The sequence below is a fragment of the Streptomyces avidinii genome (genome assembly GCF_045161815.1).
In the GTDB taxonomy this organism is placed as follows: Bacteria; Actinomycetota; Actinomycetes; order Streptomycetales; family Streptomycetaceae; genus Streptomyces; species Streptomyces avidinii.
On sequence record NZ_CP108863.1, the window covers coordinates 4,215,163 to 4,229,084 of the forward strand.

8 protein-coding genes and 1 tRNA gene are annotated in these 13,922 nt (G+C 72.7%); 2 read left to right on the plus strand and 7 right to left on the minus strand.

Features of this window, described 5'->3' with window-relative positions; translation table 11 throughout:
* The first annotated feature begins 203 nt into the window (after positions 1 to 203).
* Both OG373_RS18645 and OG373_RS18650 read left to right on the plus strand, forming a co-directional pair.
* Positions 204 to 971 (plus strand): transposase, encoded by a 768-nt coding sequence (locus tag OG373_RS18645; protein WP_405436533.1) that lies wholly within the window; start codon positions 204 to 206, stop codon positions 969 to 971.
* Between the two features lie 227 nt (positions 972 to 1,198).
* Complete coding sequence (locus tag OG373_RS18650; protein ID WP_405439302.1) at positions 1,199 to 1,444, plus strand: hypothetical protein; 246 nt, start codon at positions 1,199 to 1,201, stop codon at positions 1,442 to 1,444.
* Between the two features lie 4 nt (positions 1,445 to 1,448).
* On the opposite strand, the gene OG373_RS18655 is transcribed toward OG373_RS18650, so the two are convergent.
* The 7 genes from OG373_RS18655 to OG373_RS18685 form a co-directional block, all read right to left on the minus strand.
* Positions 1,449 to 1,522 (minus strand) — tRNA-Thr (locus OG373_RS18655).
* A 181-nt stretch (positions 1,523 to 1,703) separates the two neighbouring features.
* On the minus strand, positions 1,704 to 3,272 hold the full coding sequence (locus tag OG373_RS18660; RefSeq protein WP_405439303.1) for an alpha/beta hydrolase: 1,569 nt from the start codon (positions 3,270 to 3,272) through the stop codon (positions 1,704 to 1,706).
* Between the two features lie 242 nt (positions 3,273 to 3,514).
* Positions 3,515 to 4,726 carry a DNA polymerase III subunit delta' gene (locus OG373_RS18665; protein ID WP_405439304.1) on the minus strand — a complete coding sequence of 404 codons (1,212 nt, stop codon included), beginning with the start codon at positions 4,724 to 4,726 and terminating at the stop codon, positions 3,515 to 3,517.
* 81 nt (positions 4,727 to 4,807) lie between these two features.
* Complete coding sequence (gene tmk, locus OG373_RS18670; protein WP_405439305.1) at positions 4,808 to 8,050, minus strand: dTMP kinase; 3,243 nt, start codon at positions 8,048 to 8,050, stop codon at positions 4,808 to 4,810.
* Between the two features lie 194 nt (positions 8,051 to 8,244).
* Complete coding sequence (topA, locus tag OG373_RS18675; protein WP_405439306.1) at positions 8,245 to 11,046, minus strand: type I DNA topoisomerase; 2,802 nt, start codon at positions 11,044 to 11,046, stop codon at positions 8,245 to 8,247.
* Positions 11,047 to 11,656: 610 nt separating this feature from the next.
* The gene (locus tag OG373_RS18680; protein WP_405439307.1) at positions 11,657 to 13,171 is read right to left on the minus strand and encodes a methyltransferase; all 1,515 of its coding nucleotides are present in this window, start codon (positions 13,169 to 13,171) and stop codon (positions 11,657 to 11,659) included.
* A gap of 142 nt (positions 13,172 to 13,313) precedes the next feature.
* On the minus strand, positions 13,314 to 13,880 hold the full coding sequence (locus OG373_RS18685) for a small secreted protein (protein WP_397732837.1): 567 nt from the start codon (positions 13,878 to 13,880) through the stop codon (positions 13,314 to 13,316).
* Between the last annotated feature and the right edge of the window lie 42 nt (positions 13,881 to 13,922).

Below are 13,922 nucleotides of genomic sequence, written 5' to 3' on the forward strand. Positions count from 1 at the left end.
CATCGATCTCGACCAGGACGGGGCAGCGACCGAGCTCAGGCTCGGTGCGGTTGACCCGGTGCGAGGCGGTGCCGTGCGGCAGCAGGCCTATTCACACTCAGACTGTCTGCGCGAACAAGTCCACCCGAACATCGATCTGTGGTTTGAGCTCTGAGGCCAGGCTGACCTCCAAGGCTGCCGACCGTAGGTGCGATGATCCTGCGATGCCTCGCGTGATCACGGCGTCGGAACCGTCCTGGATAGCCCCGTTCACCGGGCTGAGCGCGCGCGACTTCCGCAAGCTGCTGACCGCGCTGCGCCGCGAGGGCGCCGACACCGTGCGGCCCGGGCGGCCGTGGGGCCTGTCCCTGGAGGACCGGGTACTGCTGGTCGCGGCCTACTGGCGCACCAACCTGACGTTGCGGCAGCTTGCGCCGCTGTTCGGGGTGTCCAAGTCGGCGGCCGACCGGATCATCGACCACGTCGGCCCGCTCCTTGCGCTCAAGCCGAGGCGGCGGTTCCGCAAGGACGCCGTGCTGATCGTCGACGGCACCCTGGTCCCTACCCGAGACCACACCATTGCCGAGCAGTCCAAGAACTACAGGTACTCCACCAACCACCAGGTCGTCATCGACGCCCACACCCGCCTGGTCGTCGTGATCGGCAGACCTCTCCCGGGCAACCGCAACGACTGCAGGGCTTGGGAGGAGTCCGGCGCCAAGGCCGCCGTCGGCAGAACGACCACCATCGCCGACGGCGGCTACCCGGGCACCGGCTTGGTCATCCCGCACCGCAGACCGCGCGGCGGAGAACTGACCGAGTGGCAGGCCGAGCACAACCGCGAGCACAAACAGGTCCGCGCCCGTGTCGAGCACGTCTTCGCCCGCATGAAGACCTGGAAGATCCTTCGCGACTGCCGTCTGAAGGGCGACGGCGTCCACCACGCCATGCTCGGCATCGCCCGACTCCACAACCTGAATCAGGCCGCGTAGCGGGACGGCCAGAGGTCGGCCGGCCCTGTCCCGACCCCTCAAAGATCAATTACGGGACAGTGCTTAGCCAGCTCCTGAACCGGGCCTGGCTCGGCGAATTCCCCACCTGACAGGTTGGGAAGAGGCGTTTACGCAGCCGCGGTTGAGCGGTCTCGGGTGGCGGCCCCGCCCGAGGCACGGCTCGCCTGTCCGGAAGGTTCGAGCGATCTGCAGCAAGGAGGAGTGCGTTGGTCTCGATCATCACCCGTCACTCTTTCCCCACGGGGCGCGCGGAAGAGGGCATCGCCGTGCTTCAGGAGGATGCAGATGAGCTGATCGAGGGGTTGGAGGAACGCGTCACCAGGCTGGGGGACGCACTGACCACGACGCTCACCCTGGCGAGGGGCCATTGTCTGCTGGACCCACAAGCTCCGCCGCCCGCCGGTCGGGGCATGAAAAAGCCCCAGGTCACGGCGAGTGAGTCCTGGGGCTAATCCGAGCCGCCTTCGGGATTCGAACCCGAGACCTACGCATTACGAGTGCGTTGCTCTGGCCAACTGAGCTAAGGCGGCACCGCTGGTCAGACAAGTATTCCCTCGAAGAGGTGCGCTCATCAGCAGCGGCGCCAAGTCTACAGGGTGTGGACGGGTGCCCCGAACCAGGTTTCGCCGGGGCGAGACGCACGTCACATAACCGGGCGTTTACGTTGTTTTCGGCACGCGTCGCTGCCGAGCCGGTCGCGGGGCGGCGGGATCAGCACTTCTTGCCGGCCGCCGGGGCTTTGCCCTCCAGGAGGTAGCGGTTGATCGCGGTGTCGATGCAGTCGCTGCCGCGGCCGTACGCCGTGTGGCCGTCGCCGTCGTAGGTGAGGAGGGTGCCCGAGTCGAGCTGGCCGGCCAGGGCCTGGGCCCACTTGTACGGGGTGGCCGGGTCGCGGGTGGTGCCCACCACCACGATCGGCGGGGCGCCCTTCGCGGTCAGCTCCTTCGCCTTACCCGTGGCCTTCACGGGCCAGTAGGCGCAGTTCAGCGAGGCCCAGGCCAGGCCCGCGCCGAAGACCGGGGAAGCCTTCTGGAAGGAGGGCAGCGCCGAGTCGACCGCCTCCGGGCCGCTGAAGGCCGGGGGCTGGTCGAGGCAGTTGACGGCGGCGTTCGCGAACATCAGGTTGGCGTACTTGCCGTCCGCCTCGCGCTCGTAGTAGCTGTCGGCCAGGCTCAGCAGGCCCGATCCATCGCCGTTCATCGCCGAGGAGAGCGCCTCGCGCAGCTGCGGCCAGGCGCTCTCGTCGTACAGCGCCGCGATCACCCCGGTCGTCGCCAGCGACTCGCCCAGCGGGCGGCTCGGATCGCCGGACGGAACCGGCTGCGCGTCGACCTTGCGGAAGAACTCCTTCAGGCGAGCCGCCACCGCGTCCGGGTCGCCCTTGCCGAGCGGGCAGTCGGGCTGCTTCGCGCAGTCCTTGGCGAAGGAGGTGAAGGCCGTCTCGAAGCCCTCGGTCTGGTCCCGGTTCAGCTCGAGCGCGGGCCGGGCGGGGTCCATGGCCCCGTCCAGGACCAGCCGGCCGACCCGGTCCGGGAAGAGGTCCGCGTACGTCGCCCCGAGCAGGGTGCCGTACGAGGCCCCGACGTAGTTGAGCTTCGGGTCGCCGAGCACCCCGCGCAGCAGGTCCATGTCCCGGGCGGCTTCGACGGTGGAGACGTGCGGCAGGACCCGCTGCGAGTTCTTCTGGCAGCCGGCGGCGAACTCCTTGAACGCGGCCACCAGCTCGGCCCGCTCGGCCGCGTCGTCCGGCGTCTGGTCCACCTGCGTGTACTTGTCCATGGCAGGGCCGTCCAGACACTCGACGGGGTCGCTGCGTTCCACCCCGCGGGGGTCGAAGGACACCATGTCGTACTGGGCCCGGACGGCCGCGGGATAGCCGATGCCCGCGTACGCCTGGAGGTAGCCGATGCCGGAGCCGCCCGGGCCGCCCGGGTTGACCAGCAGCGAGCCGAGGCGCTTGCCGGGACCGGTGGCCTTGCGCCGCGCCACGGCGATGTCGACGTCCTGGCCCGAGCCGGGGTTCGCGTAGTCCAGCGGGGCCTTCATGGTGGAGCACTCGAATCCGGGGACACCGCATTCGCGCCAGGTCAGCTTCTGCTCGTAGTACGGGCGCAGCGCGGCCTCGTCCGGGGACGACCGGCCCGACGGCGGGGCGGACTCCGGTGTGGAGGACGCGGCGGCCCGGGGTTCCCCCGACCCGCCCGAGGTGCACCCGGAGAGCAGCAGCCCGGCGGCTGCGATCACGGTCCCGGTGGTACGCAGCAGGCGACTGGTGTCCATCCACGGAGCCTACGTCCTGCCGGAGGAGGTCAGCAGGCCCGCCGGGACCGGACGGCCCCGCGCCTTCCGTGGCCCGCGCCGGGCAGGGCACGGACCGGGCGCTGCCCGGCCCGGCGACCGGTCCGCCCGTACGGGTGAACCCGTCAACCGGGTGTGGACCGCCCGGCGGCCGCCGGGCCCGGGCCGGGCTGGCCGTGTCCGGCCCCGCGCGGCCCCGCGATCAGCCCGCAGTCAGCCTGCCGTCAGCCCGCGCGCAGCGACATCGTCATCGCCTCGACGGCGAGGAGCGGGGCGACATTGCGGTCGAGGGCGTCCCGGCAGGCGATGATCGCCTCGATTCGGCGCAGGGTCCGTTCGGGGCCCGAGGCGCGGGCGACGCGGTCCAGGTCGGGCCGTATCTCCTCATTGGCGATGGCCACGGAGGAGCCGAGCTGCAGGGCCAGCACGTCCCGGTAGAAGCCGGTGAGATCGGTCAGGGCCAGGTCGAGGGTGTCGCGCTGGGTTCGGGTGCGGCGGCGCTTCTGCCGGTCCTCCAGCTCCTTCATCACGCCCGCCGTACCGCGCGGCATCCGGCTGCCGGCGCCCGCTCCGGCGCCGAGCGCGGCGCGCAGCTCCTCGGTCTCCTTGGTGTCGACCTCTTCCGCGACCTGCTTGGCGTCCTCGGCGGCGGCGTCGACCAGCTCCTGCGCCGCCTTGAGGCAGCCGCCCACGTCGTCGACGCGCAGCGGGAGCTTCAGCACGGCGGAGCGGCGGGCCCGGGCGGACTCGTCGGTGGCGAGCCGGCGCGCCCGGTCGATGTGCCCCTGGGTCGCCCGGGCGACGGCCGCGGCGACGGCGGGCTCGATGCCGTCGCGCCGGACCAGCACGTCGGCGACGGCGTCGACGCTCGGAGTGCGCAGTGTCAGGTGCCGGCAGCGGGAGCGGATGGTGGGCAGCACGTCCTCCAGCGAGGGCGCGCACAGCAGCCACACCGTCCGCGGAGCGGGCTCCTCCACGGCCTTGAGGATCACGTTGCCGGCGCCCTCGGTGAGCCGGTCGGCGTCCTCCAGGACGATGACCTGCCAGCGGCCGACCGCCGGGGAGAGCTGGGCCCGGCGGACCAGGTCGCGGGTCTCCTTCACACCGATCGACAGCAGGTCGGTGCGGACGATCTGCACGTCGGCGTGCGTACCGATGACGGTGGTGTGGCAGCCGTCGCAGAACCCGCAGCCCGGCTCACCGCCGAGGGCGCGGTCGGGGCTGGTGCACTGCAGCGCGGCCGCGAAGGCCCGGGCGGCGGTGGACCGCCCGGATCCGGGCGGTCCGGTGAACAGCCAGGCGTGGGTCATCCTGGACGCCGGGGGCGGCGCGGTCCCGTCAGTGATGGCCGTGACCAGTGCGTCGGCGTCGCGGGCGGCGGCGGCCAGCTGCTTCTGGACCCGCTCCTGTCCCACCAGGTCGTCCCATACGGGCATCCCGCCCACCACCTTTCACTCTCCGTGCACCCATTGTGGCGGGCGCCACCGACAATCCCGTCCCGCCCCGTCCCGCTCGGCTCAGCGGCGGCCGCGCGGCGCGCGTTCGCCCTCGTCGCCGTCCTCGTCGTCCCGGTGGCGGCCCAGCAGTTCGTCCGCCAGCGTCGGCAGATCGTCCAGCGGGGTCTCCTCGGCCCAGTCCGGGCGCGCCCGGCGCGGCCGGCCCTCGTCGTCGACGACGGGGAGCTCCCGGGTCCGGTCGTTGCCGGAGTCCCGGAAGATGGCCGACGGCACCCGGTCGGCCGGGTTCTCCTCGGGACGCCGGGCCGTCGGCCGGGTGGCGGAGCGGTGACCGCTGCCGCTGTCCCGCGGGGCCTGCCGAGCCTGCGGCGCGTCCGGGCGTACGGGGGGCAGGACCGCCGTCTCGTCCGCCGCGCGGACCGGCGGCAGCACCGTGGTCTCCTCGGCGGACGCCGGGTCGATCTTCGGCACCGGGACGGTCTGGGTGACATCGTCCGGCTGGACGACCCGCTTGACCGGCGGGGCGGCCATCGGGGTCTCCACCGTCACCGCGTCGTCCGGGTGGGAATCCGGCTCCGGCTCCGGCTTCTTGGTCATGCCGACCTTGGGCGCGGAAGCAGGAGCAGACGACGGGGCAGGGGCCGGAGCAGGCGCGGGCGCGGGAGTCGCCGCCGCGAGCGCAGCGGCCTCCGCAGCCGCGGCCGCCGCAACAGCCGCCGCCTTGGCCGCCGCCTCGGCCTCCACCAGCCGGCGTGCCTCCTCGGCCTTCAGCAGGGCCTCCTCGGCCCTGCGCTGCTTCTCCAGCCGCCGCTCCTCGGCCTCGGCCCGCAGCCGGGCCTCCTCCTCGGCCTGCCTGCGCAGCCGCTCGGCCTCCGCCGCGCGCGCCTTCTCCTCGGCCTCCGCGCGCAGCCGCTCGGCCTCGGCCCGGGCCCGGGCCTCCTCCTCGGCGCGCAGTCGCTCCTCCTGCGCCCGGCGGGCGGCCTCCGCCTCGGCCTTGATCCGTGCTTCCTCGGCCTCGCGTGCCCTGCGGGCCTCTTCCTCAACGCGCAGCCGCTCTTCCTCAGCCTTCCGCGCGGCCTCTTCCTCGGCCCTGCGCCGGGCCTCCTCCTCGGCGAGGCGCCGCGCCTCCGCCTGGGCGGCCACTTCGGCCTCCGAGAGCGGGAGCATCCGGTCCAGCCGGTGTCGTACGACCGTGGTCACCGAATCCGGGTCCTGGCCCGCGTCGACCACGAGGTAGCGGCCGGGGTCGGACGCGGCGAGGGTCAGGAACCCGGACCGCACCCGCTGGTGGAACTCCGCCGGCTCCGACTCCAGCCGGTCCGGAGCCTCCGTGAACCGCTCGCGCGCCGCCTCCGGCGATACGTCGAGCAGCACGGTCAGGTTCGGGACGAGTCCGTCGGTGGCCCAGCGCGAGATCCGGGCGATCTCCGTCGGGGACAGGTCACGGCCGGCGCCCTGGTAGGCGACCGAGGAGTCGATGTAGCGGTCCGAGATGACGACGGCGCCGCGCTCCAGGGCCGGGCGCACCACGGTGTCCACGTGCTCCGCTCGGTCGGCGGCGTACAGCAGGGCCTCGGCGCGGTTCGACAGACCGGCCGAGGAGATGTCGAGCAGGATCGAACGGAGCCGCTTGCCGACGGGGGTCGCCCCGGGCTCGCGGGTCACCACGACCTCGTGGCCCTTGCCCCGTATCCAGGTGGCCAGCGCCTCGACCTGGGTGGACTTGCCGGCCCCGTCGCCGCCCTCCAGGGCGATGAAGAAGCCGGCGGCGGACGCCGCCTGGACGGGCTCCCCGCCGCGCAGCGCCTCGCGCAGGTCCCGCCGCAGGGGCACGCCCCGGCGGTCGTCGGCCTTGGTGAGCACCACCACGGCGACGGGCAGCAGCAGGGCGCCGACCAGCATCAGGGTGAACGCGGCGCCGCCGTGCGCGAAGACGACCTCGGCACCGGTCAGCCGGTGCGGGCCGATCCCCGCGGCCAGGACGGGGGCGAGGACGGCGCCGAGCGCCACGGCCACCCGTACGGCCGCCTGGAGGTGCTCGGTGACCCGGGCCCGGCGGAACTCCTCGGTCTCCTGGTCCAGCAGGGTGTGTCCGGTGTTGGCCGCGACGCCCGCGGCGAGGCCGGCGAGCAGCGACAGGAACAGCACGGTCGCCATGTCGGGGACGAGCCCGGTCAGCAGCAGCGCGAGCCCGGTCACCGCTATGGCAAGGGCCAGCAGCCGGCGCCGGGACAGGGCGGGCAGCACCTTGCCGGCCTGGGTGGCCCGGATACCGGCGGCGGTACCGCCGACGAGCGCGAGGACGAACAGCGCGAACGCGGCCGGGCCTCCGCCCAGGTCGAAGGCGTGCAGTACGGCGACGGCGACGGCGCTGGACACCGCTCCGGCGACCGCGGCGCAGCTCAGGACCAGCAGGGGGATGGCGCCCGTACGGCCCCTGTCGGGCCGGTCGCCCGCCTTGGGGGCGCGCAGGCCCTCCAGCGGGGAACGCGGGCGCGGGGTCGCCCCGCCGGGCAGCACCAGCGGCAGCAGCAGCGAGACGGAGGCGGCGAAGAGGCCGGAGGCCACGTACGAGCCGAGCGCGGCCTGGTTCGCGGCGAACCAGTCGACGCCGAGGCCGAGTGCCTTGCCGACCAGGGTCGCGGCGAGCAGCGCGGCCGCGGCGACGGGCAGCGCCGCGAAGGCGGTACGCAGGGTCAGCCGGCGCAGCGCGTCCAGGTGGTCCGGAAGCGGACGTACGGTGGCCCCCTCCGGCGGCGGCGCGGGCAACAGGGCGGGCGCCGCGCTCTCCTTGGCCAGGGTCCACAGCCGCTCGGCGGCGCCGGCGACGAACACGGTGGCCAGCAGCGCGGTGAGCGCATGGGCGGGGATCCAGTCGAGCCACAGCGGGGCGACGACGAAGAGCGCGAGGCGGACCCCGTCGGCTCCGATCATGGTCCAGCGGCGGTCCAGCTTGCCGCCCGCGCCCAGCAGCCCGGCCAGCGGGCCGAGAAGGACCGCGCCGAAGAGCAGGGTGGCGAGGATGCGGACCCCGAAGACGGCGGCGACGGCGAGGGCCGCGCCGCGGTACCCGCCGCCGAAGGCCCCTTCCGAGGCGGCGGCCTGGAGGGCCAGCAGCACCAGCACCAGGAGGGCCAGGGCATCACCGATGCCGCTCACCAACTGGGCGCTCCACAGCCGGCGCAGCCTGGGAGTGCGCAGCAGTGCGCGCACCGCACGCTCGCGGGAATCCGCGGCTAGGGCTTCGTCGTAGGTGGGGTTCGCCGGGGCGGTAACGACCGCCGGCTGCTCGGCTCGCGTCATCCGCCCAGCCTATCCGCTGCACCATGCGGGTGCGGAAGCCTGTGGACGAGGCCGGGTGTGACCCCGGACCCACCTTTTCCGCAAGCGGACCGGCGCCGTTGTGGGGCTCTGCCCCGGACCCCGCGACTCAAACGCCGGCGGGGCTCGAAACGGCCGGGCCGGGGCACGAAGCACCCGGCCCGGCCGGACGAGTCCTACTCGTCCGCGGCCGGGGCGGCGGCCGTCTTCTTCGCCGTCGCCTTCTTGGCGGTGGTCTTCTTGGCCGCCGTCGTCTTCTTCGCGGCAGCGGTCTTCGTCGCCGTCGCCTTCTTCGCCGGGGCCTTCTTGGCGGGAGCCTTCTTCGCCACCTTCTTGGCCGGGCCCTTCGCCCGCTTCTCCGCGAGCAGCTCGTAGCCCCGCTCCGGCGTGATCGTCTCGACGTCGTCGTCCCGCCGCAGCGTCGCGTTCGTCTCGCCGTCCGTCACGTACGGCCCGAAGCGGCCGTCCTTGACCACTACCGGCTTCTCGCTGACCGGGTCCGTGCCCAGCTCCTTCAGCGGCGGCTTGGCCGCGGCCCGACCCCGCTGCTTGGGCTGCGCGTAGATCGCGAGGGCCTCGTCCAGCGTGATCGAGAAGAGCTGGTCCTCGGTCTCCAGCGACCGCGAGTCCGTGCCCTTCTTCAGGTACGGGCCGTAGCGGCCGTTCTGGGCCGTGATCTCCACGCCCTCGGCGTCCGCGCCGACGACGCGCGGCAGCGACATCAGCTTCAGCGCCTCGTCGAGGGTGACCGTGTCCAGGCTCATGGACTTGAAGAGCGAGGCCGTCCGAGGCTTGACCGCGTTCTTGCCCGTCTTCGGGGTGCCCTCGGGGAGGATCTCCGTCACGTACGGTCCGTAGCGGCCGAGTTTCGCGACGATCTCGTTGCCGCTGACCGGGTCCTTGCCGAGCTCGAACTCGCCGCTCGGCGCGGCGAGCAGCTCCTCCGCGTACTCGATCGTCAGCTCGTCCGGAGCCATGTCGTCCGGTACGTCGGCCCGCTGGTGGCCCTCCGCGTTCTTCTCGCCTCGCTCGATGTACGGCCCGTAGCGGCCGACCCGCAGCACGATGCCCTCGCCGACCGGGAAGGAGGAGATCTCCCGGGCGTCGATCGCGCCGAGGTCCGTGACCAGCTCCTTGAGACCACCGAGGTGGTCCCCGTCGGCCGGCACGACCTCGGTCGCGTCCTCCGAGCCGAAGTAGAACCGCTTCAGCCACGGCACGGACTGGGCCTCGCCCCGCGCGATGCGGTCGAGGTCGTCCTCCATCTTCGCGGTGAAGTCGTAGTCGACGAGCCGCCCGAAGTGCGTCTCGAGCAGGTTCACCACGGCGAACGACAGGAAGGACGGCACGAGCGCCGTGCCCTTCTTGAAGACGTAGCCGCGGTCGAGGATCGTGCCGATGATCGACGCGTACGTCGACGGACGGCCGATCTCACGCTCCTCGAGCTCCTTGACCAGCGAGGCCTCGGTGTAGCGGGCCGGCGGCTTGGTCGAGTGCCCGTCCGCCGTGATCTCCTCGGCGGCCAGCGCGTCGCCCTCCGCGACCTGCGGCAGCCGCTTCTCGCGGTCGTCGAGCTCGGCGTTCGGGTCGTCCGCGCCCTCGACGTACGCCTTCATGAAGCCGTGGAAGGTGATCGTCTTGCCGGAGGCGGTGAACTCGGCGTCGCGCCCGTCCGAGGCACGGCCGCCGATCTTCACGGTGACGCTGTTGCCGACCGCGTCCTTCATCTGGGAGGCGACGGTCCGCTTCCAGATCAGCTCGTACAGGCGGAACTGGTCGCCGGTCAGACCCGTCTCGGCGGGGGTGCGGAAACGATCACCCGAAGGGCGGATCGCCTCGTGCGCCTCCTGCGCGTTCTTGACCTTGCCGGCGTAGACGCGCGGCTTCTCCGGCAGGTAGTCGGCCCCGTAGAGCTGGGTGACCTGCGCCCGCGCCGCCGACACCGCCGTGTCGGACAGCGTGGTGGAGTCGGTACGCATATAGGTGATGAAGCCGTTCTCGTACAGCTTCTGCGCCACCTGCATCGTCGCCTTCGCACCGAAGCCCAGCTTGCGCGAGGCCTCCTGCTGGAGCGTCGTCGTGCGGAAGGGGGCGTACGGGGAACGGCGGTACGGCTTGGACTCGACCGACCGGACGGCGAACGAGGTGTCCGCCAGCGCGGCGGCGAGCGCCCGGGCGCCGCCCTCGTCGAGGTGCAGCACCTCGCTCTTGAGCTGCCCGTTCGAGCCGAAGTCGCGGCCCTGCGCGACGCGCTTGCCGTCCACCGTGTTCAGGCGGGCGACCAGCGTCGAGGGGTCGGAGGCGTCACCGGCCCGGCCGGTGGAGAAGGTTCCGGTCAGGTCCCAGTACTCGGCGGAGCGGAAGGCGATGCGCTCGCGCTCCCGCTCGACGACCATGCGGGTGGCCACCGACTGGACGCGGCCCGCCGACAGCTTCGGCATGACCTTCTTCCACAGGACCGGCGAGACCTCGTAGCCGTAGAGACGGTCGAGGATGCGGCGGGTCTCCTGGGCGTCGACCATGCGCTGGTTCAGCTCGCGCGGGTTGGCGACGGCGTCGCGGATCGCGTCCTTGGTGATCTCGTGGAAGACCATCCGGTGGACGGGGACCTTGGGCTTGAGGACTTCCTGCAGGTGCCACGCGATGGCTTCGCCCTCGCGGTCCTCATCGGTGGCGAGGAAGAGTTCGTCGGACTCGGCCAGCAGGTCCTTGAGCTTGCGGACCTGCGCCTTCTTGTCCGCGTTGACGACGTAGATCGGCTGGAAGTCGTGCTCGACGTCCACTCCGAGGCGGCGGACCTCACCGGTGTACTTGTCGGGAACCTCGGCCGCGCCGTTCGGGAGGTCGCGGATGTGCCCGACGCTCGCCTCGACGACGTATCCGGGGCCGAGGTAGCCCTTGATCGTCTTCGCCTTGGCTGGGGACTCGACGATGACGAGTCGGCGGCCGCCCTTTGCGGTCTCGCTAGTCGGGGACAACTTGGCTCTTCTCTCCGGTCGGCACTCGGTCGCAGTACGGCGACGCTGCGGAGTGTGACGGTACAACCCGCCCCCGTGTCAAACGACAGAAGCCCGCAACGGCCACTCGAACGGTAACCCGACAAGTGCCGTTTCTGCCGCCCGGATGCCGCGCCGGGGCGTTCCCGATCACCGGGCCGAGTGGCCGAGGGGCCGTCTGGCCGCGCCTTCGCACCCGGTCCCGCGCCTGCTCCGACGTCGTGTTTTCGTGCCGGCGACCCGCCGTGATCCCGGTCCGGCACGGCCCCTCGATCTCGCTGTGACCGCCGCGCGAGGCGCCCCGCTCCGAGGGCCTCGGGCGCCGCGCCGGAGTGCCGGACCGGCGGTACGACCGCGACGGGGCGCGCGCCGTCCGCCAACGGTGCACGGTGGAAGAGTGCGCGCCCCGCCCAGGCATGCAGAGCCGCCCCGAGCAGCGGGAACACGGCCGCGCGAAGATCGCCGGACCGCTTTCCGCGCCGCTCCCCTGTAACCCCCGGGCCGCCCTGGGGATCCCCCCGGATCCCTCTGACCGACAGACTGACAGCCCTGGGGATACGCCGGGCGAACCCCTGGTTACATCCAGGGGCGCCTACTGCGTGCGGCCCGCCACGGGGTCCAGGAAACCCTGCTCGACCAGCAGCCGGATGGCCTCCGGGGTGCGGTCCCGCAGCACGATCGGGTCCTCCTGCATCAGCTGCGCGATCGCGTCCAGGATCCGGCCCGCGCTCAGTGAGCCGTCACACACTCCGGCGAACCCGGCGCCGACCGTGTCGACCTTGGTCGCGCGGCGCATTCCGCGGTTCTGCCGCAGCACGACGTGTTCCGGATCCTCCGCGCCGGGCGCGCCGACCTGCTCCTGGACCACTTCCTCGGCAAGCGCGAAATGGGCCTCCAGCAGGGCCGCGTCGTCGTGCTCGCGCAGGTAGTCCTGGCGGGCGAAATGGGCCATCACGGCGTCGCCGAGCGGCTGCTCAACCGTGTGCGGCCACTCCTCGACCACGATCGAGGGCTCGGCCGCGTCCCTCCGGCGCAAGGTGATCCATCCGAAGCCGACGGACTTGGTCCCGCGGGCCTCGAACTCCTCCAGCCAGTCCTCGTACCGGCGCGCGTACTCGGCCGGGTCGCTCCGGTGGTCGCCCGCGTCGCGCAGCCACAGCTCGGCGTACTGCGTCACGTCCTGCACGTCACGCTGCACGATCCAGGCGTCGCAGCCGCGCGGTACCCAGGAGCGGAGCCGGTCGTGCCAGTCCTCGCCCTCCACGTGCTGCCAGTTGCCGAGGAACTGCGCGTATCCGCCCTGGTTGAGCCGCGCACCGGCCTCCTGGACCAGGGTCCGGCACAGGTCGTCGCCGCCCATGCCGCCGTCCCGGTACGTCAGCCGGGCGCCGGGGGAGATCACGAACGGCGGGTTCGACACGATCAGGTCGTACGTCGCCTCGCCGACCGGCTCGAAGAGCGACCCGGTGAGCAGCTCGGCCTCCGGGGCCCCGGACAGGGCCAGCGTCAGGCGGGTGAATTCCAGGGCCCTGGGGTTGACGTCCGTGGCGGTGACCCGGGTCGCGTGCCGGGAGGCGTGCAGCGCCTGGATCCCGGATCCGGTGCCGACGTCGAGGGCCGAGCCGACCGGGGTGCGGACGGTGATCCCGGCCAGGGTGGTGGAGGCACCGCCCACGCCGAGGACCACTCCCTCCTCGCGGCTGCCGATCCCGCCGGCCCCGCCGACGGAGCAGCCGAGGTCGGAGACGATGAACCAGTCCTCGCCGTCCGGGCCGCCGTACGGGCGTACGTCGACGGTGGCGTGCACCTCGTCGCCCTCCAGCCGCAGCCAGCCGTCGGCCAGGGCCGCCTCGACGGGCAGCGCCCCGGCGGCATGCACGTACGGCTCCGGCTGCTGGAGCAGGAACAGCCGGACCAGGCTCGCGAGCGCCCCGTCGCCGGGGCCGCGGGTGGCGCGCAGGGCCGGGACGGTCTCGCTGCGGGCCAGCGCGGCGTAGGCGGGGGCGCCGAGCAGGTCGAGCAGCCCGTCGGCGGTGAAACCGGCGGCCAGCAGGGCTTCGCGGAGCTCGGCGGCGCGGTCGGGCGTGGGAAGGCTGGTGGTACTCACGCGTCCATTGTGTCCGCTGGGACCCGTCCTGCCGATCACACCGGGCCCGGGGGCACGAAAGGGCGGCCGCGGCTCCCTTGCGGGACCCCGGCCGCCCTGATCGACGTACCGCGCCGAACGCCGCCCCCGAGGGCGGGCCGCGCTACTGCGGAGCCGCGGAGGACGTCGCGACCTGGCAGCCCTTCTGGCTGTTGATCGCCTTGTCCAGGCCGCCCGCGTTGAGCTGGGCGAGCGCGTCCTGGCCGCCCTTCGTCGCTTCCTGGAGGCCGCCCGCGACCTCCTTGAGGCCGTCGGCGAACTTCGGCTGGTCCTTCGGGTCGAGGGCGTCCATCTTCGCCTTCAGGTCGGCGTAGCCCTTGGACGTCGACTCGAAGCCCTTGGCCGCCGCCGCCTGGGTCGCGGCGCCGTTCTTGACGGGCGGAACGCCCGCCGACTGCAGGGCGGCCCCCATCGTCCTGTAGGACTCGGACATGGCCCCGAAGGCCGCCGAGTCGGTCTTCTGGACGTCCTCGGGCTTACTGCTCTCCGAGGCCACCCGCTTGATGTCGGCGTTGGCGGTCTCGATCTTCTTGAGTTCGGGCTGCCACTGGTCACAGACCTTTTTGGCCCAGGCGCTGGCCTTCTCGTCGGTCTCGTCCCCGCCGCAGCCGGACAGGACGAGCATCAGCACCGCACCGCCCGACATTGCGGCCGCAAGCTTCTTGTTCACCGGATTGGTCCCTTCGAAGGCTCTCGGCCCGGAAGATACACG